Here is a 20,815-nt window from a genome sequence, read left to right on the forward strand (position 1 = left end):
ACAGGCTGGCCCTGCGATTGCAGAAATGCCGGGAGACCCTGTTTCACCCCTGTTCATCCCTGAAGGAGCATCCATGAAGCGCAAGCAGATGATCGGTTCGCTGGTCCTCGCCTTCGGCCTCGTGAGTGGCCCGGCCCTCGCCTCGGGTGGAGGCATCGAGCCCGTTCCCCCCAACGATCTGGAGCCCATCGCCAACAAGGAGGCGGAGATCTACCCGGCCACGCTCGACCTGGCCTTCCAGGATCCGCGCCCCGAGTCCCAGGAGAAGCCGGATGAGGGCTTCCTCCCGGAGCTGCCCATCCTGGTGGATGGCAAGCTGTACTCGGCCGAGGAGCTCCAGAAGGCCGGGGTGCACATCGGGCACTATGTGCTCGACTCGCGCTCGGCGGAGCTGGACGTCGTCCAGGGCTTCCGCACCTCGGAGGACCTGAAGGTCTACATGGAGAAGACGGGCCAGATGCCCTCGGAGCAGCCCAAGGAGAGGCAGCTCCTCTGCCCTCCCGCGCACTACTGGGAGCACAGCTTCTTCAGCGGCGCGCGGTTCTCCGCGTGGCCGGGCCAGGCCATCGGCAACCTGGGTGGCTTCTGGAACGATCGCATCTCGTCCGTGTGGAACAGCCCCTGCTCGAGCTGGACGGTCCTCTTCGAGCACTCCAATTTCGGAGGCCATCAGCTGTGGCTCGGCCGCGGCTGGGCCATCCCCCACGTGGGCCTCTTCGGGTGGATCGGCTGGTCCGGCTGGTTCCCGCGCTGGTACAACTGGAATGACCGGGCGTCGTCCCTGATCGTGTTCTGGTAGCCGGCGGTCAGAACGGAGCCGGCCGCTCGAAGGAAACGGGCTGGCCGGTCTCCGGATGCAGGAAGGAGAGCGACTCCGCGTGCAGATGCAGGCGGACGTCCTCGTGGCCGTAGAGGCGATCCCCGACGATGGGGGCGCCGAGTCCGAGTGGATGCGCCGCGTGGACGCGCAGTTGGTGGGTCCTGCCAGTGAGCGGGAAGAAGGCCACCCGGGTGCGTGGTCCGCGCCGCTCGAGCACCCGCCACCGCGTCACCGCGGCCTTGCCATGCACCGGGTCGTGGATCTGCCGGGGGCGGTCGTCGAGGTCCACGCGCATGGGGAAGTCGATGGTGCCCTCCTCGCCCCGGACGAGTCCCTCGACCCAGGCCACGTAGCGCTTGTGGATCTCCCGCTGGGCGAACTGCCGCTGCAGGTCCGCGTGCGTCCGCGAGTCGAGCGCCGCGACGAGCAGGCCCGAGGTGTCCAGGTCGAGCCGGTGCACGAGCAGCGGGCCCGTCGCATGCGGATAGCGGACCCGGAGCCGGGCGAGCACCGAGTCCGTCACCGAGGTGTCCTTCGCGGGCACGGAGAGCAGGCCCTCGGGTTTGTCGACCACGACGATCCAGGCGTCCTCGAAGACGACGGACAGGTCTCCGGTCACGACGGAGGGGGGTGCGAAGAGCCTCGGGGAGTCGACGCGCAGGCCCTCCAGCATGAAGGGAAGCAGGGGCGCGCACTTGTCGCGGCAGGCGGCGTAGAACGCACCGGCGGCGCGTCCTCCCGAGGAGGGCGGAGTGCCCCACCAGAACTCGGCGAGCGCCAGCGGGCGCAGGCCGTGGGCGAAGGCATGGGCGAGGAGCTTCGGAGCGGCGCAGTCGGCGGCCCCCGAGGGCGGTTCTCCCGGCGCGTACAGGGCTCGGAGTGGACGGCGCTCGCCCCGGGCATTGGGCACCCCATAGGTGTCATGCAGCCGCTTCATGAGCGCGCGGCAGACAATCCACCGCAGGCGTTCGAGGGCGCGCAGACGCCGCTCCAGCCGCGCCAACCTGGGCGCGATGGCCTGGCGCTCGGACTCCTGGGCCGCATCCATCCGGCGCTTCTCCGCCTTGTCGCCCCGGCTCTCCTGGTCGAGCGCATGGAGGGCCGCGCGCTTCTCCTCCGCCGTGAGCGCATTCGAGGACTCCAGCTCGGCCCGCCGCGTGTGGCGCCGCCGCTTGCGCTCCTCGTGCCTGGCGCGCAACTCCGCGCGTTCCGTGACGTGACGTGCCTCCTGCGCATCATGGGCGGCCCGGAGCCCGGTGAGCTCCGGCGAGGTCCGCATCGCCTCGGCACGGGCGAGCAACGCCTTCACCACGGCCTCGCCCGCGGGCTCCACGTGCTCGCGAGCCTCGCGGTCGAAGAGTGGCGGGACGAAACCTGGAACCTCCCATCGCCCGGCGAGCATACCGGAGAAGGACCGGAGGAACCCGATGCGCCCATCGGGTGCCCGTACGACCAGCACGCCGAACATCTTGCCGCCCTCGGGGCCATCGAGCAGCGCGGCCGGAATCCCCGGGGCGACGAATCCCGCCCGGAACTCCGCCTGCAACAACTCCGCGGCCCGGCGCGCCAGGGCGTGGGGACCTAGTTCGTCGAAGGGGCTCGGAAAGGACCCGGCGATGGCGTCAGGGGCTGGCTGCGGCTCGAAGGGTGTGACCCACGTCTCCACGGCTCTCCCGTAGCACGAACCGTGGGCGGGTGGAGAACGGCTGCCCGCTATCGGAGCGGCGGAGCACCCGCTTCCACGGCCGGGGCACCCGGGTCACTCGGGAGGCAGTTGCCGCGCGAGGCGCTCGATTCCAGCCCGGATCATCTGGGCATAGCCGTCATCCCCCAGGGCCTCCACCGAGGCCCTCGCTCGCGCCACGTGCTCGCGCGCGCGGACGAGGTCACCCACCTTGCGGTAGTCCTCGGCGAGGTTGAGGTGCAGCGAGGGATAGAATCCCTTCACCGACAGCGTCTCGTGATACGCGCGCGCCCGCTCCTCGGGAACCAGGTCCGCGGCCTCGAGCGCGCGCAGATCCCAGGCCAGCTCCTCGTGCGGGTCGTCTTGCAGATCGGCCATGTAGTGCGCGAGCAAGCACCGGTGGAAGGGATCTCCGTCGGGAGACAGCTCCTTCCAGATCTCCGAGAACATCCGACGCGCTTCCTCGCGCTCACCGCGCTGGCTTCGCTCGATGGCCTCGGTGATCCCGCGCATGACCTCGTCCTGCCCTGACATGACGCCTCCCGGGGAAGCTGTCCGGCTCAACGGCCAACGGCCCACACGGGTCGGCCGCCTGTGATAGGAGCCCTACCGGACTTCCCTGCTTCCCACGGAATACGTATGCGCCTGAGCCCTTCGAGAACAACGACTTTCCTGCTGCTGACGAGCCTCTGGGCCTGCCGCCCCACGGAGCCAGCGCCCACCGAGGAGTCACTGGCGTGCCCGGTGCCCGAGAACGGCGCGGAGCTGCCCGCGTGTCCCCGCCTCTGCGATGACTCGAAGCCAGGTGCCTCTCCCCAGCCCGGCCAGGATCCATCGCGCGACATCCGCTCCCTGGCGCTGAGCGTGAATCTCGAATCGTTGAGCGCCACGGCTCGCGTGCAGGTGGCGGACGCCGAGAGCGGGGCCCTGTCGTTGAAGGTCGGCAACCTGCAGGTCACCGGCGTGCGCAGCCGCTGCGGCGCGCTGAACTACACGGTGAAGGACGGGCAGTTGGACATCGGCGTGCCCGAGTGGGCGAGCCACGTCCTCATCGACTACACCCTCAGCCAGTCGCCGGACTTCGACGGGTACCTGCCCAGCGGGACCACCTTCCTGTGGCCGTCCTTCTGCTCCAACCTCTTCCCCTGCCACCCGCAGCTGGAAGACGGCGTGAAGTTCTCGCTCGAGCTGAGCAACGTGCCCGCGGGAAAGACGGCGGTGTACCCCACGCGCATCCCGGGCGACGCTCCGGCCTACATGCTGGCCTGGGCGGTGGGCGAGTACACCGAGAAGCCACTGGGCAGCACCAGCGCGGGGACCCAGGTGTCCGTCTGGTACCTGCCAGGTGAGGAGGATGCGGCCACCGAGGGCACGCTGCACCTGAAGGACGCGGTGGACTTCTTCGAGAAGAAGTACGGCGCCTACACCTTCGGCAACAAGGTGGGCTCGGTGTCGGCCAACTGGGGCGAGGGGGCCTATGGCGGAATGGAGCACCACCCGTACTGGCACGTGGCCACGGACGCCATGAAGGACAAGCTGGTGCACCACCACGAGGCGGCCCACGGCTGGTACGGCAATGGCGTGCGCATCCAGTGCTGGGAGGACTTCGTCCTGTCCGAGGGCACCGCCGAGTACCTCACGGCCCGCTCGGTGCGCGCCACCGAGGGCGTGGAGGCCGAGGAGCAGGTGTGGGCCGGCTGGAAGGGAGTGTTGGAGCGGGCGGTGGCGCGCCGCGACACGGAGGCGCTGCCGGATGCCACGTGCAACGAGATCGACATCCTCACCCATCCGCTCTGGTCCAACATCCCCTACAAGAAGGGGGCCTTCTTCTACCGCGCGCTGGAGAAGCAGATTGGCGCCGACGCGATGGACCGGGTGCTGGCGGGCTTCTACCAGCGCCACGTGGGCGGCACGGCGCGCATGCAGCAACTGCTGGACCTCGTGAAGGCCGAGACGGGCTACGATCCCAAGCCGCTCGCCGACACCTGGCTGCGCGGCCGGGGAGTTCCGGCCGAGATTCCGTAGCGGCGTCTCCGGTTCAGCGCGCCGGAGCCATTTCCGGCGCGTCGAACCTCTTGCGCTTCTTCTCGAGCCACACGAGTTGCCGGCGGGAGCTCAGGTCAACGGCCGTGCGGCCCTCGGCAATCGCCCGCTCGAGACTCTCCGATGCACCCGCGCGGTCACCACGGGCGAAGAGGATGTCCGAGCGCAGGGACAGCACGCGCATCCGCGCGGCACCTCGCGCGAGCGCCAGCGCCCGGCCGTTCGCCTTCAGGGCCTCGTCGAGGCGGCCCGCCGCCAGGTAGAGCATCGCCAGCCGTGCCGGTGGGTTGTCATCACCCGGGAGCTCCTTCTCGCTCTGTTCGAGCGCGGGCACGGCCTGCTCGGGCCGGCCGATGGACAGTGCAGCCATCACCCGGTGGCCGTCGAAGACGGTCTTCTGTTGCGCGGTCCGTACCCGCCCGGCGCTTCGCTCCAGGAAGCCGAGCCACTCCTCGGCCAGGGCGATGGCTCCGGCGTCGTCGCCGTCTATCTGGCGAGCCTCGACCAGGCTTTCATAGAGGCTGGAGCGGAGGTCGGGATCCACGGCCTCTGGGGGCAGTTGGAGGGCCCTGCCCGCGACGAGGCTCAGCCGGCTCCGGAGCGCGGCACTGTCACCCTCGGGAATGTCCAGGGCGCATGCGAGCCCCGTGGCCGCGACCCGGACCTGGTCCTCGGCGGCGCGGAGACGGGGAAGCTCATCGAGGGCGGCCTCTGTACACGGCACGCTCTCTCCGGCGGCGCCGAGCGACTTCAGCAGGGAGGTGACGGCCCTGCCCCGGGTCGGCCAGTCCGCTGGAGCCTTCTTCAGGGCCTCCTGGTACGCGAGCGCCGCCTCGGCGTGGGCCCCCGCGGCGGCACGGGCATCCGCGAGCACAAGCACCTTGTCGGAGTCCACGAGCTGCCCCTGGGAGGCGCGCAGGCCGTGCTCGAGCAGGCCCACGAACTGTTCGACCGAGGCTCCGCCCACCGAGCGTGCCAGAACGGTCTCTCCTTCCGGGTCGAGCACGAGCACCGTGGGCCAGGTGTCGATCGGGAACCGCTGGAGGAACCCGGCGCTGCCAGGCGCATCGGTGTCGATGGCCAGCCAGACGTAGCGCGCGGCGAACGGTGCCACCGAGGGATGGGGCAGGACGTTGGCCTGCATCGATCGGCAGGCGTGGCACCAGGGAGCCCAGACCTTGACGAGGAGCGGCAGGTGGCGGGACTTCGCTTCGCGCAGGGCCGCCGCGTAGTCGTTCTCGATGAATTCCGGCATCGACCCGGTCACGGACGCGGTGCTTCGAGCCCCGGGGTCCTTCGGGGCCGTCGCACAGCCCACGGTGAGAGCGGAAAACAGCAACAGCGATGTCCAGGCGAGGCGCATTGGGTCTCCTCCTGCGCGGAGAAGACATCACCCGGAGCTGGAAGTTCCCGGCCCAGGAGGAGAGGGAGCGCGCCTCCTCAGGGCCGCGTCATCGCCGACTTGCTGCCCGGCTCGGCGGGGGTTCCGGCCACCGGCTCGGAGGACAGCTCCTCCTCGGACTCCTCCTCCGCGGGGGCCTGCTCCTGCGGCTCCTCGTCCTTCGCGGGAGCCACGAGCGAACCCGGAGGCAGGCGCGCCAGCCCCAGACGCATGGCCTCACGGCCGAGCCACGTGGCCCGGATGTGCCAGATGGGCTCGTTGACGATGACCGCCGCCACCGCCACCTTCGGATTGTCCCTGGGCGCGAAGCCCACGAACCACGAGTAGTCGCGGAAGGGATTGCGGTCCGCCAGCGTGCCCGTCTTGCCCACCGCGCCCGGCACGCCCATGCCCCGCTCGCGGAAGATGCGGCGCGCCGTGCCCTTCGTCACCGTCGCCTCCATCAGCGTCGCCAGGTCACGCGCCACCTCGGGCGACAGCACCTGCTCGGCGGGCTTGCCGGCCTGGGCCTCCGCGCCGGTATCGAAGAGGACGGGGTCCTTCCACACGCCCCCGTTGGCCGCCACGGACGCCAGCAGCGCGCCATGCAGCGGCGAGAGGTACACGTCCCCGAATCCCGCCCCCGTCTGGGCGAGGCGGAACTCGTCCTCCTCCGGCACGGCGGCGAGCGACACGTCCGTGGGCACCGGGAAGGACAGCTCCCGGTTGAAGTGGAAGCGGGCCGCCGCGTGCTTGAGCGCCTTGGGCGACAGGTAGCGCTGCGTCAGCTTGGCGAAGATGACGTTGGCGCTCTTGCCCATGGCCTCGGCCAGCGAGTGGCACTGGCCATCCCGCTCGCTGTCCTGCAGCAGCTTCTCGGAGAGCCGCCGCTTGCCGCCGTGGAAGCACGTCTCGGCATCGGGCGTCACCCCAGCCTCCAGCAGCGCGGCGCCGGTGACGATCTTGAAGATGCTGGCCGCGGGGAACACGGCGCGCGTGGCCAGTCCGCGCAACCCCGGCTGGGCCCGCGAGTGCTCGGCCATGGCCAGCACGCGGCCCGTGGAGGGCTCCACCACCACCACCGCCCCATAGGGCACGCGGTACTGCGAGAGGATGCCGGTGAGCTGCGACTGGAGGACCGGATCGATGGTCAGCGGCACGTTGCCCTGGGGGCCCGGCACCACCAGGCGCCCCTGCGCGTCCTTCTTCGCCCGGGCGAGCACGTCCTGCTTCGCCGTCAGCGAGCGCAGGCGGGTGATGGGCGGATCCGACTCCCGCGAGGGCACCGGCACGGGAGGGACGAGTCCCAGCAACTCCTCGCTCCCGGTGCCGTCAGTGGCCTCGGCGATGCCCGCGTCCGCCAGCCCGGCATCCGGGGAGGCGGCCTCGGCCACGGGCGCACTCCCCTCCTCCATCGGAAGTCCATCGTCCGCGCCAACGAGCAGGAGGAACAGGGGGAGGAGCAGCGTGGCGGGGAGGACCCGGGAAAGCATCATGCAGAACCGTCGCGCGAGTGGGGGGGTGGGCATGGTACCCGCCCTTGTCGAGACGTCCATTCCGCTGTGAGCGTTCCCCTGGAGAGCGAGAATCCTGGCGAGCCCCTCCTGGGCCCGATAGGGTCCACCTGCCTTGAACGTCTTGAATGAGACTGCAGTGGTTTGGAGTGCCGAGTGCCGCCGCACCCTGCGCAGTGCCCGGGTACTGGCGCTGCTGGCGCTCTACAGCCTGTTCTCCCTGCTGGTGCTGCTGGTAGTGGGCGGCATCACCCGGGCGCTGCGTGAGCAGTTGGACATGCAGATCGCCCAGGCCGGCGCGGATGCGTCGGCGGCCAGCCAGGTGACGGAGGAGTTCAGCAAGGGATTCCTCGGGTTCCTGGTGGGAGGCGATCAAGCGGTGATGGAGGCCCTGGCGCAGGTTCCGCTGGTGGTGGTGGTGGTCTTCAAGGCCACCCTCTTCTTCCTGCCGCTCTACGTGGCGATCATGGGCTTCGACCAGGTGAGCGGCGAGGTGGGCCCGCGCTCCATCCGCTACCTCACCGTGCGGGCCCGGCGCCTGTCGCTGCTGCTGGGCAGGTTCCTGTCCCAGGCCACGGTGCTGCTGGGGCTGGTGCTCATCATCGACGCCGGCATCTTCGTCTACGCCTGGCTCACCACGCCGGAGTTCGACCTGGGGTCCTTCGCGTTCAACCTGCTGAAGTTCTGGCTGGCGGCGGTGGTGTTCTCGCTCTCGTACCTGGCGCTCACCACGCTGTGCTCCAGCCTGTTCCGCGCGCCGGCGCTGAGCCTCATCGTCAACATCTTCGTGCTCTTCGGCTTCTGGCTGGTGAACCTGATCGGCGGCTTCGCCGCGAAGGACAGCCCGGTGGCGTACGTGCGCTACCTCTCGCCGTCCCACTACGCCAATGGCCTGTTGCATCCCCGGCTGGCCGAGTTCGCGGTGAGCGGCATGGCCTACGTCTTCTTCACGGTGCTGTTCCTCGGCGGCGCCATCGTCATCCTGCGGGAGAGGGACCTGTGAGCGAGCGCGCCATCGAGATCGTCGAGGTCACCCGGCGTTTCGGCCCCAAGGTGGCGGTGGATGGGGTGAGCATGACCGTCAACCGGGGCGAGGTGTACGGACTCATCGGCCCCAACGGCGCGGGGAAGACGACCACCTTCTCCATGATGTGCGGCTACCTGCGGCCCAGCAGCGGCACACTGCGGGTGATGGGGGTGGACCCCCGCGTGGATGGCGCCCTCAAGGGGAAGATCGGCGTGCTGCCCCAGGACGCCATCCTGCCCGGAGGCTGGAAGGTGGGGCCCCTGCTCACGTACTGGGCCCAATTGAGCGGCGTGGCCAATCCCGAGCAGGAGGCGCGCACGTGCCTGGAGCGGGTGGGCCTCATCGAGGCGTGGGGCGTGGAGACGCACGCACTGTCCCACGGCATGGCCAAGCGCACGGCCCTGGCGCAGGCCCTGATGGGCAGTCCGCCGCTGGTGCTGCTCGACGAGCCCACCGCCGGGTTGGATCCGCGCATCGCCAACCAGGTGCGTCAGGTCATCCGCGAGCTGAAGGACCAGCACACCACGGTGGTGGTCTCCAGCCACAACCTCCAGGAGCTGGAGCAGTTGTGCGACGCGGCGGCCATCCTCGACCGGGGCAAGCTGGCGCAGGCCGGCACCATGACCGAGCTCACCGGCCAGTCCGCCGAGTTCCGCGTCCAGGTGGCCCGTGGCACCGTCATCATCCCGGAGCTCGAGGCCCTGCCCGGCGTCACTTCGGCGCGCATGGAGGGCGAGACGCTGCTCCACGTCCGCTTCGACGGTCAGGCCCACCAGCCCGAGGAGGTCATCAGCCGCGTCGTGGGCCACCTGCTCCAGACCGGGGTGCTCATCCTGGGCGTCTCCCGGGGCCGCCGGCTGGAGGAGCGGGTGCTGCAGCTCACGTAGCGGGCAGGCATCCGGGGGCGGAAAAAAAATCCCCCGGAAAATCCGGGATGAAACTCCGGGGCGGTTCAGGTCACCAGCGTCCGATGGTGCCCCGCCTCCTCTCACGCCCCTCCGTCCGCCTTGCGGACCCAGGCCACCCAGGCCGCCCCGCGCCTTTCCAGGCCGAGCAGGGCGTGACCGGTGGCCTCGCACCACGCGGGCAGATCGGACTGCACCCCGGGGTCGGTCGCCACGAGCTCCACCAGCGTCCCCGGGGCGAGCCGGCGGACGGCCTTGGCGATCTCCAGGATGGGAACGGGACAGTAAGTCCCCGAGGCGTCCACTCGCACGTCCGGCTGCATGGGCCCAGTGTAGGCCTGGAGCACGGAACCGCTGGAGGAATTTTCACCGAAAACCCTTGTGTTTCCGGGGCCCTGGGTGGCGTCTTCACCCAGTCCGAGCAGGCCTGCCCGCCTTGCGTGCTCGGAACGGGCTCTGTTATCTACCCGCGCCCTGCTGACTTGATAAAGCCCGGGATCGCAGTCGGACCTGACGACGTACTCTAGGAGCAGAACAGACTCATGAAACCCAATGTGATCGTGGCCCTGCTGGTGGGCCTGGTGCTGGGATTCGCCGGTGGCCGCGCCATCAACGGCGGAACCACGGCTTCCGCCGCTGCCAACAAGCCCACGGCGGCCGCTGCCGCCAACGCGCCCCGCCAGAATGCCCGGCAGGTGGACCCCACCGTCTTCAAGGTTCCCATCGACGGCTCGCCCGTGAAGGGCAACGCGGACGCGCTCGTCACGCTCGTCGAGTTCTCCGACTACCAGTGCCCCTTCTGCTCCCGCGCCGACGCGACGGTGAAGCAGCTCCAGAAGGACTACGGCAACAAGCTGCGCGTGGTCATGAAGCAGAACCCGCTCTCCTTCCATCCGCGCGCCAAGCCCGCCGCGCTGGGCGCCATGGCCGCCGGTGAGCAGGGCAAGTACTGGGAGTACCACGAGAAGCTCTTCGCCAACGCGAAGGCCCTCGAGGACGCGGACCTGGAGAAGTACGCCGGGGAGATCGGCCTGAACGTCGCCCGCTGGAAGACGGACCTGGCCAAGCCCGAGTTCTCCGCCATCATCGACCGTGACCAGGCCCTCGCCGGCAAGCTCGGCGCCAACGGCACCCCGGCCTTCTTCATCAACGGCCGCTTCCTCTCCGGCGCCCAGCCCATCGACAACTTCAAGGCGCTGATCGACGAGGAGCTCGGCAAGGCCGAGGCCCTGACGCGCTCGGGCACCCCCGCCAGCCAGGTGTACGCCGCCATCATCGCCAAGGGCGTGGAGTCCGCTCCCAGCAAGGCTCCGCAGGAGCAGCAGGCTCCGGCGCAGGCCTACCGCAAGGTGGACGTGCCCGCCGATTCCCCCTCCTTCGGCCCCAAGGATGCCAAGGTCACCATCGTCGAGTGGTCCGACTTCGAGTGCCCCTTCTGCAGCCGCGTCGGCCCGACGCTCAAGCAGATCAAGGAGTCCTACCCCAAGGACGTGCGCGTGGTGTTCCGTCACCAGCCGCTGTCCTTCCACCCGAACGCCAAGCCCGCCGCCGAGGCCTCCATGGCCGCCCATGAGCAGGGCAAGTTCTGGGAGTACCACGACAAGCTGTTCCAGAATCAGAAGGCCCTGGATCGCGCCAACCTCGAGAAGTACGCCCAGGAGCTGGGTCTGAACATGAGCCAGTTCAAGGCCGCGCTCGACTCCGGCAAGTTCCGCGCGAAGGTGGAGGCCGACGCCTCCGCCGGCGCCGCGGTGGGCGCCAATGGCACCCCCACCTTCTTCGTCAACGGCCGTGAGTTCGTGGGCGCCCAGCCCTTCGACAACTTCAAGCGGATCATCGAGGACGAGAAGGCCCGCGCCGAGAAGCTGCTGGCCGCCGGCACCAAGCCCGCGGACCTGTACGCGAAGGCGGTCGAGGAGGGCGTGAAGTCCAACGGCTCCGCTCCCCAGGCGCAGGCCCCGGCCGAGCCGCCCGTGCAGAACATCGAGGTGGGCAACGCCCCCGTGCGTGGTCCGAAGAACGCCCCGGTCACCATCGTGGCCTACTCCGACTTCGAGTGCCCCTTCTGCAGCCGCGTGCTGCCCGCGCTCAAGCGGATCGAGGACGAGTACAAGGGCAAGGTCCGCGTGGCCTTCAAGAACCAGCCGCTGCCCTTCCACGCGAACGCCAAGCCGGCCGCCGCCGCCGCGCTGGCCGCCAACGAGCAGGGCAAGTTCTGGGAGTACCACGACAAGCTGTTCGCCAATCAGCGCGCCCTGGATCGCGCCTCGCTCGAGAAGTACGCGCAGGAGCTGGGCCTGAACATGGGCCAGTTCAAGGCCGCGCTCGACTCGGGCAAGTACGACGCCCAGGTCACCACGGACATGAACGAGGCCACCCGCGTGGGCGTCAACGGCACCCCCACCTTCTTCATCAACGGCCGCTCGGTCGTCGGCGCGCAGCCCTTCGAGGCCTTCAAGCGCGTCATCGACGAGGAGCTGGCGAAGAAGAAGGGCACCGTCGCGGCGGACCAGAAGTAATCCCCGCCTCCGGTGAATGAAAAAGGCCGTCGGACCGAAATGGGTCCGGCGGCCTTTCTCTTTGCGGGTGCTCCCTCAGGACACCGCGATGGCGTCGATCTCCACCTTGGAGCCGCGGGGCAGCGCGGCCACCTGCACGGTGGCGCGAGCCGGGGGCGCCCCGGTGAAGTAGCGGCCGTAGACCTCGTTCACCTTGGCGAAGTCGCCCAGGTCCGTGAGGAAGATGGTGCAGCGCACCACGTGCGAGAAGTCCAGGCCCGCCGCCGTCAGCACCGCGCCCAGGTTCTTCATCACCTGCTCGGCCTGGTCGATGACGTCCCCCTCCACCATCTGCATCGTCTTGGGATCCAGGGGGATCTGCCCGGACAGGAAGGTCATCTTCCCGGAGTCCACCTGCACGGCCTGCGAATAGGGGCCAATCGCCTTGGGCGCGTCGTCGGAGTGCACAATCTTGCGAGCCATGAGTTCACCTCGGATACGAGGCGGCCAGGAGCGGCCGCGCGTCCGCGGCGGCTCTAGCATCTGCCCGGCGCACGGCCAACCCCTTGGAGGGGTGGGACGCCGGGTGGAGAACGGTGACGGGCACCCTCACCCCGGCCCTCTCCCGAGGGGAGAGGGAGAGGAGTGACGCGGCCCTCCGCAGCACCTCAAATGCGCTCGACGGAGAAGACGCCCGGCAGACGCTCGATGGTGCGCATCAGATCGGTGAGCTGCTTGAGGTCGGAGATGATGACCTCGAAGGTGTTCACCGCGCGGTCATCCCCCGTGGCCCGGCAATTGGCCTGGGAGATGTTCACGCCCTTTTTCGAGAAGGTGTTGGAGATATCCGCCAGGAGGCCCGTCCGGTCCGCCGTCAGCACGCGCAGGGTGACGGGGCGCTTGAAGTCGCCCCGCACGTCCCAGGACACGTCCACGCGGCGCTCGGGATCCGTCGCCAGCGCCTTGTCGCAGCCCACCGTGTGCACTGTCACGCCCCGGCCCCGGGTGATGAAGCCCGCGATGGGATCGCCCGGAACCGGGTTGCAACAGCGTCCGAAGCGCACCAGCACGTCGTCCACTCCGCCAATCTGGACTCCGCTGCTGTTCTGCTTCCCCACCAGCTTCTTGGCGAAGTCGGTGACCCTCGACAGCCCCGGCAGCATGCTGCTGCTACCGCCGCCGCTCTGCGCCTGGGCCTCCGCCGAGGTGGACTTGCCATCACCCGAGCTGGCCGCCAGCTTCTCCGGCGGCACCACGCGGACAATCACCTGGTTGGGAACCACCTTGCCGTAGCCCAGGGCCACCAGCAGATCGTCCTCCACCCGGAAGCCGAGCTCCTCGCAGGTCTTCTTCAGCGCGCCGGTCTTCAGCAGCTTGTTGAAGTTGAGCTGGTAGCGCTTGAGCTCCCGCTCCAGCAGCTCGCGCCCCAGCTGCAGGCTCTTCTCGCGCTGCTGCTGCTTGATGAAGGCGCGGATGCGCTGCTGGGCCCGGCTCGTCTTGACGAAGGTGAGCCAGTCCTTGGACGGGTGCGCCTGGGGGCTGGTGAGCACCTCCACTGTGTCCCCGTTCTTCAGCTTGTAGCGCAGCGGGACGATCTTCCCGTTCACCTTGGCGCCCACGCACCGCCCACCCACGTCCGAGTGGATGGCATAGGCGAAGTCCACCGGCGTGGCCCCGCGCGGCAGGCTCTTCACGTCCCCCTTCGGGGTGAAGACGAAGACCTCGTCGGTGAAGAGGTCCACCTTCACCGTCTCCAGGAACTCCTTGGGGTCCTTGAGGTCCTGCTGCCACTCCATGAGCTGGCGCAGCCAGGCGAACTTCTCGTCGTCCTTGCTGACGGTGAGGGCCTTGCCCTCCTTGTACGCCCAGTGCGCCGCGATGCCCTCCTCGGCCACCTTGTGCATGTCCGGGGTGCGGATCTGCACTTCAATCCGCTCGCCCAGCGGCCCCACCACCGTCGTGTGCAACGACTGGTACATGTTGGGCTTGGGGATGGCGATGAAGTCCTTGAAGCGTCCCGGCACCGGCTTCCACAGCTGGTGCACCAGGCCCAGCGCCTCGTAGCAGCTGGGCACCGCGGGCATGAGGATGCGGAAGGCGATGATGTCGTGGATCTGCTCGAACTCGATCCCCTGCGACTTCATCTTCTTGTAGATGCTGTAGACGTGCTTGAAGCGGCCGCTCACGTCGCCCTTCAGGCCACGCTCCTCCAGCTTGCTCTGGATGAGGTCACTGACCTCCTCGATGTACTTCTCCCGCTCCTTCTTGCGCTTGTTGAGCTTGTCCTGCAGCGCGAGGAAGTCCTGGGGCTTCACGTAGCGGAAGGACAGATCCTCCAGCTCGGTCTTGATCCAGCTGATGCCCAGGCGGTTGGCCAGCGGCGCGTAGATGTCCAGGGTCTCCTGGGCGATGCGGCGCTGCTTCTCCTCGGCCATGTGATCCAGCGTCCGCATGTTGTGGGTGCGGTCCGCCAGCTTCACGAGGATGACGCGGATGTCCTGCGCCATCGCGATGATCATCTTGCGGAAGTTCTCCGCCTGCTTCTCCTCCTGGGAGAGCGTGGCCGAGGCCGAGAACTTGGACAGCTTGGTCACCCCGTCGACCAACTGGGCGACTTCGGGGCCGAAGAGTTCGGTGAGCTCCTCGGAGGTGGCGAGCGTGTCCTCGATGGTGTCGTGGAGCAGGCCCGTGACGATGGAGGCCTCATCCAGCTTCAGCTCCGCCAGGAGGCCAGCGACCTCCAGGGGGTGGATGAGATAAGGCTCTCCCGACTTGCGTAGTTGGCCCTGGTGAACCTTGGCCGAGTAGACGTACGCCTTCTTGATGATGTCCAGATCGGGGTCCGGATGATAGGAGGCAACCCGCTGGAGGATGTCGTTGAGGCGAATCATCGAATCGTCAGCAATGCTAACTGCCGCCCCCAGGGGGGGCAACGTCACAACCTCGGGATTCGCGCGGGGCTCGCTTTCGTTGACCCGGCGTTACAGCCACTCCTAGAGTCGATCTGCCCATGTCACAGCTCCTGCTGTCCGCCCTTGCCGTGGTCTGCCCGAACTGTGACGGCTACAACCCCCCTCGCGCCGAGGTCTGCGCGAGTTGCGGCACCTCGCTGAGCGAGGCGCCGGCCACGGCGAAGCCGCCACCTTCGAGGACCCCGCCCGCCTCCGCCGCGGGCAAGCCTGGCCCGGGGACGTCCCGGGTGCCCCCAGGGCTCGGCCGTTCGCCCGAGTCCCCGCCTGGTCTCCGTCCGGCCTCCTCCCGTACCCCACCCCCCGTGGCGTCCGCTGGAGGCATCCCCCTGGCCACCCGCGCCGCGCCCGGCGTGGCCGCGCCCCGCTCCCCGGCGGCGCCCCTGCCCCTGACGCGCCCCGCCGTGCCCCCCTCGGCGCCTCCCGTGGCCGCGCCCAAGCCGGCCGCCGCGCCCGCCTCGGCGGCCCGTCCCGTCCCCGCCGCCTCCCGCTTCGGGTTGGCCGTGGTCGCTGGAGCCACCCGGGGCCAGCGCTTCAAGCTGCCCGTCACCGGCTGCAGCGTGGGCCGGACGCGCGGGGCCATCCTCTTCGCGGAAGACGTCTTCGTCTCCCCCCAGCACGCCACCTTCCTCATCAAGGACAACGTGCTGCATGTGCGCGATGAGTCCAGCGCCTCGGGCGTCTACGTCACCATCCCCGGTGCCGAGACGATCCCGCCCATGTCCTTCTTCAGTGCGGGCCAGCGCCTCTTCCGGTTCCTCGGCAAGCTCGAGGCCCCGCCACCCCTCGCCGGGCGCCCTACCGTCTACGGAGCCCCCGTCCCTCCCGGGCAGGGGGTGTACGGCGTCGAGGAAGTCCTGGTGGGTGGCCGCAGCGGCCGCACGGTGGTGACGTCCGCGCCGCTGCTCACCATCGGCCAGGCCAACTGCGACTTCACCTACCCGCAGGAAGACGGAATGGCCGGCCGGCACTGCGAGCTGAGCTTCACGCCCGCCGGTGCCCAGTTGCGCGACCTCTCTGGAGGCCTCGGCACCTTCGTGCGCATCGCCGCGTCGGTGGATCGGCCGCTGCGCCCCGGGGATCGCGTGCGCCTGGGCCAGCACATCGTCCAGGTGGAGTTGATGGGCTGAGGCGCGGGCCGGGGGCTAGCGGCTCCCGGCCGCCGAGGCCAGCTGCGGCTCCTTGCTCAACAGGGTGGCGCGAGCCTGGGAAGCAGGCAGGTCGCGCAGGTGGCGCTTCCACCAGGCGCGCGCCTCGTCGTGCTTCTCGAGCGCCCAGTACATCTCGCCCAGAATCAGCGACAGCTCCGGAGACGGAGCCGCGGCGAAGGCGGCCGAGTACTCGGTGGCGGCCGCTTCGAAGTCGCCACGCTTGAAGGCGGCGTAACCGGCCTGCTGCCGCCGCTGCGCCTCCCGGGGGTTGCGCTTGTCGTTCGGAAAGTCCTGCTCGTACAGCGGCGCGCTCGGAGCGGGCACATAGGCTCCGGACTCCTGTCCCGGGATGGGGGCGTTCTTCGGCGGGACGAAGGGCTGCTCCTGCGACTGGTTCTGCCAGTTCGTGTACATCCACCAGGCCACCAGGCCGATCGTCACCAGCGCCAGGGTGAGGACGAAGGCCTTGAGGAAGCCGAAGCCGCCGCCCGCTTCCGGGATGGTGGCGACGAGGGCCTCCGTCTTGTCGTGCATGATCGCCGAGTTGACGGTGGGCGCTGGCGAGCGCTCCACGAGGGAACGCTCGGTGGTGGCGCGCTCGAGCGGGGGCCGCTCCGGGGGGAAACGATCGGTCGCGGACCGCACGGCGGCGAGGGGCGCCGGGTGGGGCCGCTCGCGCTCCGGCGCGGGCCGGTTCGGAGGGGCGAGCTGCGTGCGCTCCGCCGAGGCCCGGGCCAGGGCGGCGCCGGGCGGCATCCGCTCGGGCTGCATGCGCTCGGGCATGGCGCGTACGGTGGCATCGGACTCACCGCCCCAACCCGGGTCGGTGACCTCCGTGCTCACCCCGGTGGGAGGCGGCGTGGCCCTGCGCGGCAGCGGCGCGAGCACACCCTGGGCGGCCCCGCTGCGGCGGACGGCCGGCGAGGCGCTGGAACGGCGCTCGCGCTCCTTCTCCACGGCGACCAGCTCGGCCTTGAAGGCCTCGGCGTCCTGGGGCCGGTCATCCGGGCTCTTCGAGAGGGCCCGCATGATGAGCCGCTCCATGGCGGGCGACACGCGGATGTCCGAGCGCTTGCGCGACGGCGGAAGCGGCTCCTCGGTGAGGTGCTTGGTGGCGTAGCCCACGGCCGAGTCGGACTCGAAGGGCAGCCGGCCGGTGAGGAGCTGGTAGAGGATGACGCCCACGGCGTACAGGTCCGAGCGGTGATCCAACGAGCCGCCGCGGGCCTGCTCGGGGGACATGTACTCGGGGGTGCCGCAGACGAAGCCGGTGCGCGTGAGGGCGGGCCCCTCCCCTTCGGAGTCCTGGATCTTCGCGATGCCGAAGTCGAGCACCTTCACGAAGTCCGGCTCGTTGCGGCGCTGCTCCACCATGATGTTCTCGGGCTTGAGATCCCGGTGGATGACGCCGGCGTTGTGCGCGTCGTAGAGGGCGGAGAGCACCTGGCTGACGATGCGGACGATGCGCTGCTCGGGGAGCGGACCGTCCTTGCTGAGCACGGTGTGCAGGTCCTGCCCCGGGACGAACTCCATCGCGATGAAGAGCGCGCCGTCCTCGGCGATGCCGAAGTCGAGGATGCTGATGGAGTTGGGGTGGTTGAGGCGGCTGGCGGCCTTGGCCTCGCGCTTGAAGCGGGCGACGGTGCGGTCATCGCCCAGGAGTGTGTGGCGCAGCACCTTGAGCACCACGAGCTTGTCCAGGGCCACCTGGCGGGCACGGTACACCTTGCCCATGCCGCCCTCACCGATGAGGGCTTCCACCTGGTACTTCTGGGCGATGGTGCGCCCGATGTACTCCTCCGGCTCCCCACGCGAGAGGGGGGAGTCGCAGGAGGGGCAATACTTCGAGGCGTCACCGGCGTCAGCGCCGCAGCTGGGGCAATGCAAGGGGGGTATCCCGGAATGCAGGAATCGGGTGTTGGCCCCCGAACTTCCCACGAGCATCGGGTCGCCCGCAAGGTGGACGGGCAATGTTCAGCGCCCGAGCAACCCCTGGCCGGGCTTGATATGTACCTCTGCCCGCCATGGCCTCCTACTGCCCCCGTTGCGACGCCGAGAACCCCGATAACGCCTCCACCTGCCATGCCTGTGGCTCGCCCATGCGCTCGGGCACCATGGTGATGGCCGCGCCGAAGCTGGCCGCCAGGCCCCAGGTGGCCCTCCGGGTGGTCCGGGCGGATGGCGGCCCCGAGTCGGTGGTGCGGATGACGGGGGACACCCTCACCTGCGGCCCCCAGGGGGACCTGACGTTGACGGATGACCCCTTCATCATGCCCGAGCAGGCGCGCTTCTTCTTCTCGGGAGGCAGGTTGGCGGTGGAGGACGTGGGAGGCGCCAATGGCGTCTTCGTGCGCCTGCGCCAGGAGCGCGAGCTGCCGGTGGGCGGAGAGCTGCGCCTGGGACGGCAGCGGCTGGTGCTCGAGCCCATCCCCGCGGCGGCGGTGGGTCCGGGCGGCGCCCACATCTGGGGCTCGACGGATCCGGGCTACCGGCTGCGGCTGGTGCAGATTCTGGAGGGTGGGCTGCGCGGGGCGGCCTTCCCGCTGAAGGAAGGCGACAACCAGCTGGGGCGCGAGCAGGGGGAGATCAGCTTCCCTACGGACGGCTTCGTCTCGGGGCGTCACGCGCTGCTGAGTGTGAAGCAGGACCGTCTGCGGGTGCGGGACGTGGGTTCGTCCAACGGCACGTTCATCCGGCTGACGGGTCCGGTGTTCGTGGACAACGGGGACCACTTCCTCATCGGCCGCCAGCTGCTCCGGGTGGAGATCCAACTGGCGGCCTGACGAGCGGCAGGAGCGCTTTCACGCGGGCCCGTGCGTGGGGGGAGCGCCCCTGCCCTACCACGGCCTCTCAGCCGTAGGACTTCTCCTTCTTCTCCTGCTCCTCCTTGCAGCGGATGCAGAGCGTGGTGACAGGCCGCGCCTCCAGCCGCTTGGGGGAGATCTCTTCCTCGCACCGCTCGCAGATGCCGAAGGTGCCGTCCTCGATGCGGCCCAGGGCGCGCTCGATCTTCTGCAGCAGGAACTTCTCCCGGTCGCGCAGGCGGAACACCATCGACTGAGCGTACTCGGAGGAGGCCTGGTCGATCTCGTCGGGGAGATCATCGGTATCGAAGCTGGCTTCCTCCACCAGCGTCTTCTTGGCGCTCTCCAGCAGGCTCGTCTTGCTGTCCTCGAGCATCTTCTTGTAACGCTTGAGATCTTTCTGGTTCACAGCCTTAGGCTCCCGTGCTGCGGGGAAATGGGCCCAACACCCCGTAAAAAAGGGCCGGAAAGCTTTATTCACGTGCGGTCCGGTGTCAAGGAGACCCGGATTCACTTCATGGAAACAGGCGGCGAGGTCGTACCCAATGAGCGATGCCTCGAAATTCGACCGGGAGTTCCTGCGAGCTGCCCTCTCGCTCGCTGGGAAGGGGGACGTGGACCACTTCCTCTACATCAGCGACGTGCCCATCCCGCCCGAGGACCTGCGCCGGCAGCTCGCGAAGCGCAAGCTCGTCTACGCGGTGACTTCTCCCCGGATCGCCGAGGAGTTGTTGGCTACTAAACAGAAGGCGCTGGTGATACCGGCCTACGACTACTCCCGCACCGAGCGGGTGAAGGTAGCGCTCGTGTCCGCGCTCTCCCAGGGGGCCTTCAAGGAGGGCGACCTGGTGCTGTGCATGACGGGCAAGCTGGGCCGCTCGCCAGACACGTTGATGCAGATGCGCATCGGGGGCTCGCTGGACGACCGGCTGACGATCGAAGGCGTGAAGCTGGGGGACGAGTTCAACTCGCAGGTGGTGGACGCGCTCATCCAGTTGGCGCTGCAAGTGGGCCAGGAGGGCTTCGAGGGCCATCCCATCGGGACGATCATCACGATCGGGGACCACACGAGCGTGATGGAGAAGAGCCGGCAGATGACGATCAACCCGTTCCAGGGTCTGTCGGAGGCCGAGCGCAACGTGTTGGATCCGAAGATCCGCGAGGCCATCAAGAACTTCTCGGTGCTGGACGGCTCGTTCGTGATTCGAGAGGACGGGGTGGTGCTGGCGGCGGGGCGCTACCTGTCGGCCTCGGACGAGGCGGTGAAGATTCCGCTGGGGCTGGGAGCGAGGCACGCGGCGGCGGCGAGCATCACATCGACGACGAAGTGCATCGCGCTGGTGGTGAGCCAGACCTCGGGAGCGGTGAGGCTCTTCAAGGGTGGCAACATCGTGCTGGAGCTGCACCAGACGGCGCGGCGCACATAACCCCCCGCGTCAAAACCGCGCGTCAAAACCGCGCGTCAAAACCGCGCGTCAAAACCGCGCGTCAAAACCGCGCGTCATCCCCTCTCCCCCCGGGAGAGGGACGGGGTGAGGGTATCCGGCCCCCAGGTTGTGCCCCACCGAGCTCCCGCGTCTCCGCGCTCAGACCACGGAGATCCGCGCAAGCGCCTCCCGCATCCGCTCGGGCATGGGCACGGCCTTCCGGTTCTGCCGGTCCACGAACACGTGCACGAAGTAACCGTGGGCGGCGGCCTGCTCCTCGCCTTCCTTGAAGATGCCGATGCCGTAGGTCACGGAGCGGTTCCCGAGCTTGTCCACGCGCAGGCCCGCGCGCAGGCGGTCGGGGTACGCGAGCGGGGCCTTGTAGGAGCACCGGGACTCCACGACGAGTCCGATGATGGGGCTGGTGACGATGTCCAGGCCGCCCTCGTGGATGAGGTAGTGGTTCGCGACGGTGTCGAAGTAGCTGTAGTACGTGACGTTGTTGATGTGACCGTAGGCGTCGTTGTCCATCCAACGGGTGGTGATGGGCAGGAAGTAGCGGTAGCGGTCGGAGGTCTCGACGTCGGACATG

The 20,815-nt window shown here is 69.1% G+C and carries 18 protein-coding genes; 8 read left to right on the forward strand and 10 right to left on the reverse strand.

The annotated features are described in order from the left end of the window. The first annotated feature begins 73 nt into the window (after positions 1–73). Positions 74–799, forward strand: a complete 726-nt coding sequence (locus BO221_RS23620) for a peptidase inhibitor family I36 protein (protein ID WP_073562729.1) — start codon at positions 74–76, stop codon at positions 797–799. 7 nt (positions 800–806) lie between these two features. Here the strand turns inward: BO221_RS23620 and BO221_RS23625 are convergent, their stop codons facing one another. Both BO221_RS23625 and BO221_RS23630 read right to left on the reverse strand, forming a co-directional pair. Beyond that, a complete protein-coding gene (locus tag BO221_RS23625; RefSeq protein ID WP_073562730.1) occupies positions 807–2,486 on the reverse strand; it encodes an RluA family pseudouridine synthase in 1,680 nt (559 codons plus the stop codon). A gap of 93 nt (positions 2,487–2,579) precedes the next feature. Beyond that, positions 2,580–3,038: a hypothetical protein gene (locus BO221_RS23630; protein WP_073562731.1), complete on the reverse strand. Its 459-nt coding sequence runs from the start codon at positions 3,036–3,038 to the stop codon at positions 2,580–2,582. A gap of 105 nt (positions 3,039–3,143) precedes the next feature. Here BO221_RS23630 and BO221_RS23635 point away from each other — a divergent pair, with 105 nt between their 5' ends. Further along, entirely contained in the window at positions 3,144–4,529 is a 1,386-nt protein-coding gene (locus BO221_RS23635; protein WP_073562732.1) for a M1 family metallopeptidase, read from the forward strand. 13 nt (positions 4,530–4,542) lie between these two features. Here BO221_RS23635 and BO221_RS23640 read toward each other — a convergent pair whose 3' ends face one another. Next, complete coding sequence (locus BO221_RS23640) at positions 4,543–5,910, reverse strand: thioredoxin family protein (protein ID WP_073562733.1); 1,368 nt, start codon at positions 5,908–5,910, stop codon at positions 4,543–4,545. Between the two features lie 77 nt (positions 5,911–5,987). After that, positions 5,988–7,424 (reverse strand): penicillin-binding transpeptidase domain-containing protein, encoded by a 1,437-nt coding sequence (locus BO221_RS23645; protein WP_073562734.1) that lies wholly within the window; start codon positions 7,422–7,424, stop codon positions 5,988–5,990. A 157-nt stretch (positions 7,425–7,581) separates the two neighbouring features. Between BO221_RS23645 and BO221_RS23650 the strand changes: the two genes are divergently transcribed. Next, entirely contained in the window at positions 7,582–8,445 is an 864-nt protein-coding gene (locus BO221_RS23650) for an ABC transporter permease (protein WP_233166228.1), read from the forward strand. After that, on the forward strand, positions 8,442–9,356 hold the full coding sequence (locus BO221_RS23655) for an ABC transporter ATP-binding protein (RefSeq protein WP_073562736.1): 915 nt from the start codon (positions 8,442–8,444) through the stop codon (positions 9,354–9,356). Before BO221_RS23650 ends, BO221_RS23655 begins: the two co-directional genes overlap by 4 nt. Before the next feature lie 101 nt (positions 9,357–9,457). Here BO221_RS23655 and BO221_RS23660 read toward each other — a convergent pair whose 3' ends face one another. After that, positions 9,458–9,721, reverse strand: coding sequence for a sulfurtransferase TusA family protein (locus BO221_RS23660; protein WP_233166229.1), 264 nt, complete (start codon positions 9,719–9,721; stop codon positions 9,458–9,460). A 195-nt stretch (positions 9,722–9,916) separates the two neighbouring features. Here BO221_RS23660 and BO221_RS23665 point away from each other — a divergent pair, with 195 nt between their 5' ends. Beyond that, entirely contained in the window at positions 9,917–11,893 is a 1,977-nt protein-coding gene (locus BO221_RS23665; protein WP_073562737.1) for a thioredoxin domain-containing protein, read from the forward strand. A gap of 75 nt (positions 11,894–11,968) precedes the next feature. Here the strand turns inward: BO221_RS23665 and BO221_RS23670 are convergent, their stop codons facing one another. Beyond that, the gene (locus BO221_RS23670) at positions 11,969–12,355 is read right to left on the reverse strand and encodes a RidA family protein (protein WP_073562738.1); all 387 of its coding nucleotides are present in this window, start codon (positions 12,353–12,355) and stop codon (positions 11,969–11,971) included. Positions 12,356–12,540: 185 nt separating this feature from the next. After that, positions 12,541–14,763 (reverse strand): bifunctional (p)ppGpp synthetase/guanosine-3',5'-bis(diphosphate) 3'-pyrophosphohydrolase, encoded by a 2,223-nt coding sequence (locus BO221_RS23675; RefSeq protein ID WP_073562739.1) that lies wholly within the window; start codon positions 14,761–14,763, stop codon positions 12,541–12,543. 119 nt (positions 14,764–14,882) lie between these two features. Between BO221_RS23675 and BO221_RS23680 the strand changes: the two genes are divergently transcribed. Then, entirely contained in the window at positions 14,883–15,971 is a 1,089-nt protein-coding gene (locus tag BO221_RS23680) for an FHA domain-containing protein (protein ID WP_073562740.1), read from the forward strand. A 15-nt stretch (positions 15,972–15,986) separates the two neighbouring features. Here the strand turns inward: BO221_RS23680 and BO221_RS23685 are convergent, their stop codons facing one another. Beyond that, positions 15,987–17,879: a serine/threonine-protein kinase gene (locus BO221_RS23685; protein WP_073562741.1), complete on the reverse strand. Its 1,893-nt coding sequence runs from the start codon at positions 17,877–17,879 to the stop codon at positions 15,987–15,989. A gap of 128 nt (positions 17,880–18,007) precedes the next feature. On the opposite strand from BO221_RS23685, the gene BO221_RS23690 reads away from it, so the two are divergent. Further along, on the forward strand, positions 18,008–18,775 hold the full coding sequence (locus BO221_RS23690) for an FHA domain-containing protein (protein ID WP_198956172.1): 768 nt from the start codon (positions 18,008–18,010) through the stop codon (positions 18,773–18,775). A 67-nt stretch (positions 18,776–18,842) separates the two neighbouring features. On the opposite strand, the gene BO221_RS23695 is transcribed toward BO221_RS23690, so the two are convergent. Next, entirely contained in the window at positions 18,843–19,205 is a 363-nt protein-coding gene (locus BO221_RS23695) for a TraR/DksA C4-type zinc finger protein (RefSeq protein WP_043398472.1), read from the reverse strand. Between the two features lie 136 nt (positions 19,206–19,341). Here BO221_RS23695 and BO221_RS23700 point away from each other — a divergent pair, with 136 nt between their 5' ends. Continuing rightward, positions 19,342–20,223 carry a diadenylate cyclase gene (locus BO221_RS23700; RefSeq protein WP_073562743.1) on the forward strand — a complete coding sequence of 294 codons (882 nt, stop codon included), beginning with the start codon at positions 19,342–19,344 and terminating at the stop codon, positions 20,221–20,223. A gap of 159 nt (positions 20,224–20,382) precedes the next feature. Here the strand turns inward: BO221_RS23700 and BO221_RS23705 are convergent, their stop codons facing one another. Next, positions 20,383–20,814: a thioesterase family protein gene (locus BO221_RS23705; protein ID WP_073562744.1), complete on the reverse strand. Its 432-nt coding sequence runs from the start codon at positions 20,812–20,814 to the stop codon at positions 20,383–20,385. Position 20,815: the final 1 nt, after the last annotated feature.

It is taken from the genome of Archangium sp. Cb G35, from assembly GCF_001896145.1.
Classification (GTDB): Bacteria; Myxococcota; Myxococcia; order Myxococcales; family Myxococcaceae; genus Archangium; species Archangium violaceum.

Excerpts from the sequence above, each read along its gene's own strand:
- BO221_RS23620 (WP_073562729.1), top strand. The coding sequence starts at position 74 with ATGAAGCGCAAGCAGATGATCGGTTCGCTGGTCCTCGCCTTCGGCCTC.
- BO221_RS23630 (WP_073562731.1), bottom strand. The coding sequence starts at position 3,038 with ATGTCAGGGCAGGACGAGGTCATGCGCGGGATCACCGAGGCCATCGAG.
- BO221_RS23635 (WP_073562732.1), top strand. The coding sequence starts at position 3,144 with ATGCGCCTGAGCCCTTCGAGAACAACGACTTTCCTGCTGCTGACGAGC.
- BO221_RS23640 (WP_073562733.1), bottom strand. The coding sequence starts at position 5,910 with ATGCGCCTCGCCTGGACATCGCTGTTGCTGTTTTCCGCTCTCACCGTG.
- BO221_RS23645 (WP_073562734.1), bottom strand. The coding sequence starts at position 7,424 with ATGATGCTTTCCCGGGTCCTCCCCGCCACGCTGCTCCTCCCCCTGTTC.
- BO221_RS23665 (WP_073562737.1), top strand. The coding sequence starts at position 9,917 with ATGAAACCCAATGTGATCGTGGCCCTGCTGGTGGGCCTGGTGCTGGGA.
- BO221_RS23670 (WP_073562738.1), bottom strand. The coding sequence starts at position 12,355 with ATGGCTCGCAAGATTGTGCACTCCGACGACGCGCCCAAGGCGATTGGC.
- BO221_RS23675 (WP_073562739.1), bottom strand. The coding sequence starts at position 14,763 with ATGATTCGCCTCAACGACATCCTCCAGCGGGTTGCCTCCTATCATCCG.
- BO221_RS23680 (WP_073562740.1), top strand. The coding sequence starts at position 14,883 with ATGTCACAGCTCCTGCTGTCCGCCCTTGCCGTGGTCTGCCCGAACTGT.
- BO221_RS23700 (WP_073562743.1), top strand. The coding sequence starts at position 19,342 with ATGAGCGATGCCTCGAAATTCGACCGGGAGTTCCTGCGAGCTGCCCTC.
- BO221_RS23705 (WP_073562744.1), bottom strand. The coding sequence starts at position 20,814 with ATGTCCGACGTCGAGACCTCCGACCGCTACCGCTACTTCCTGCCCATC.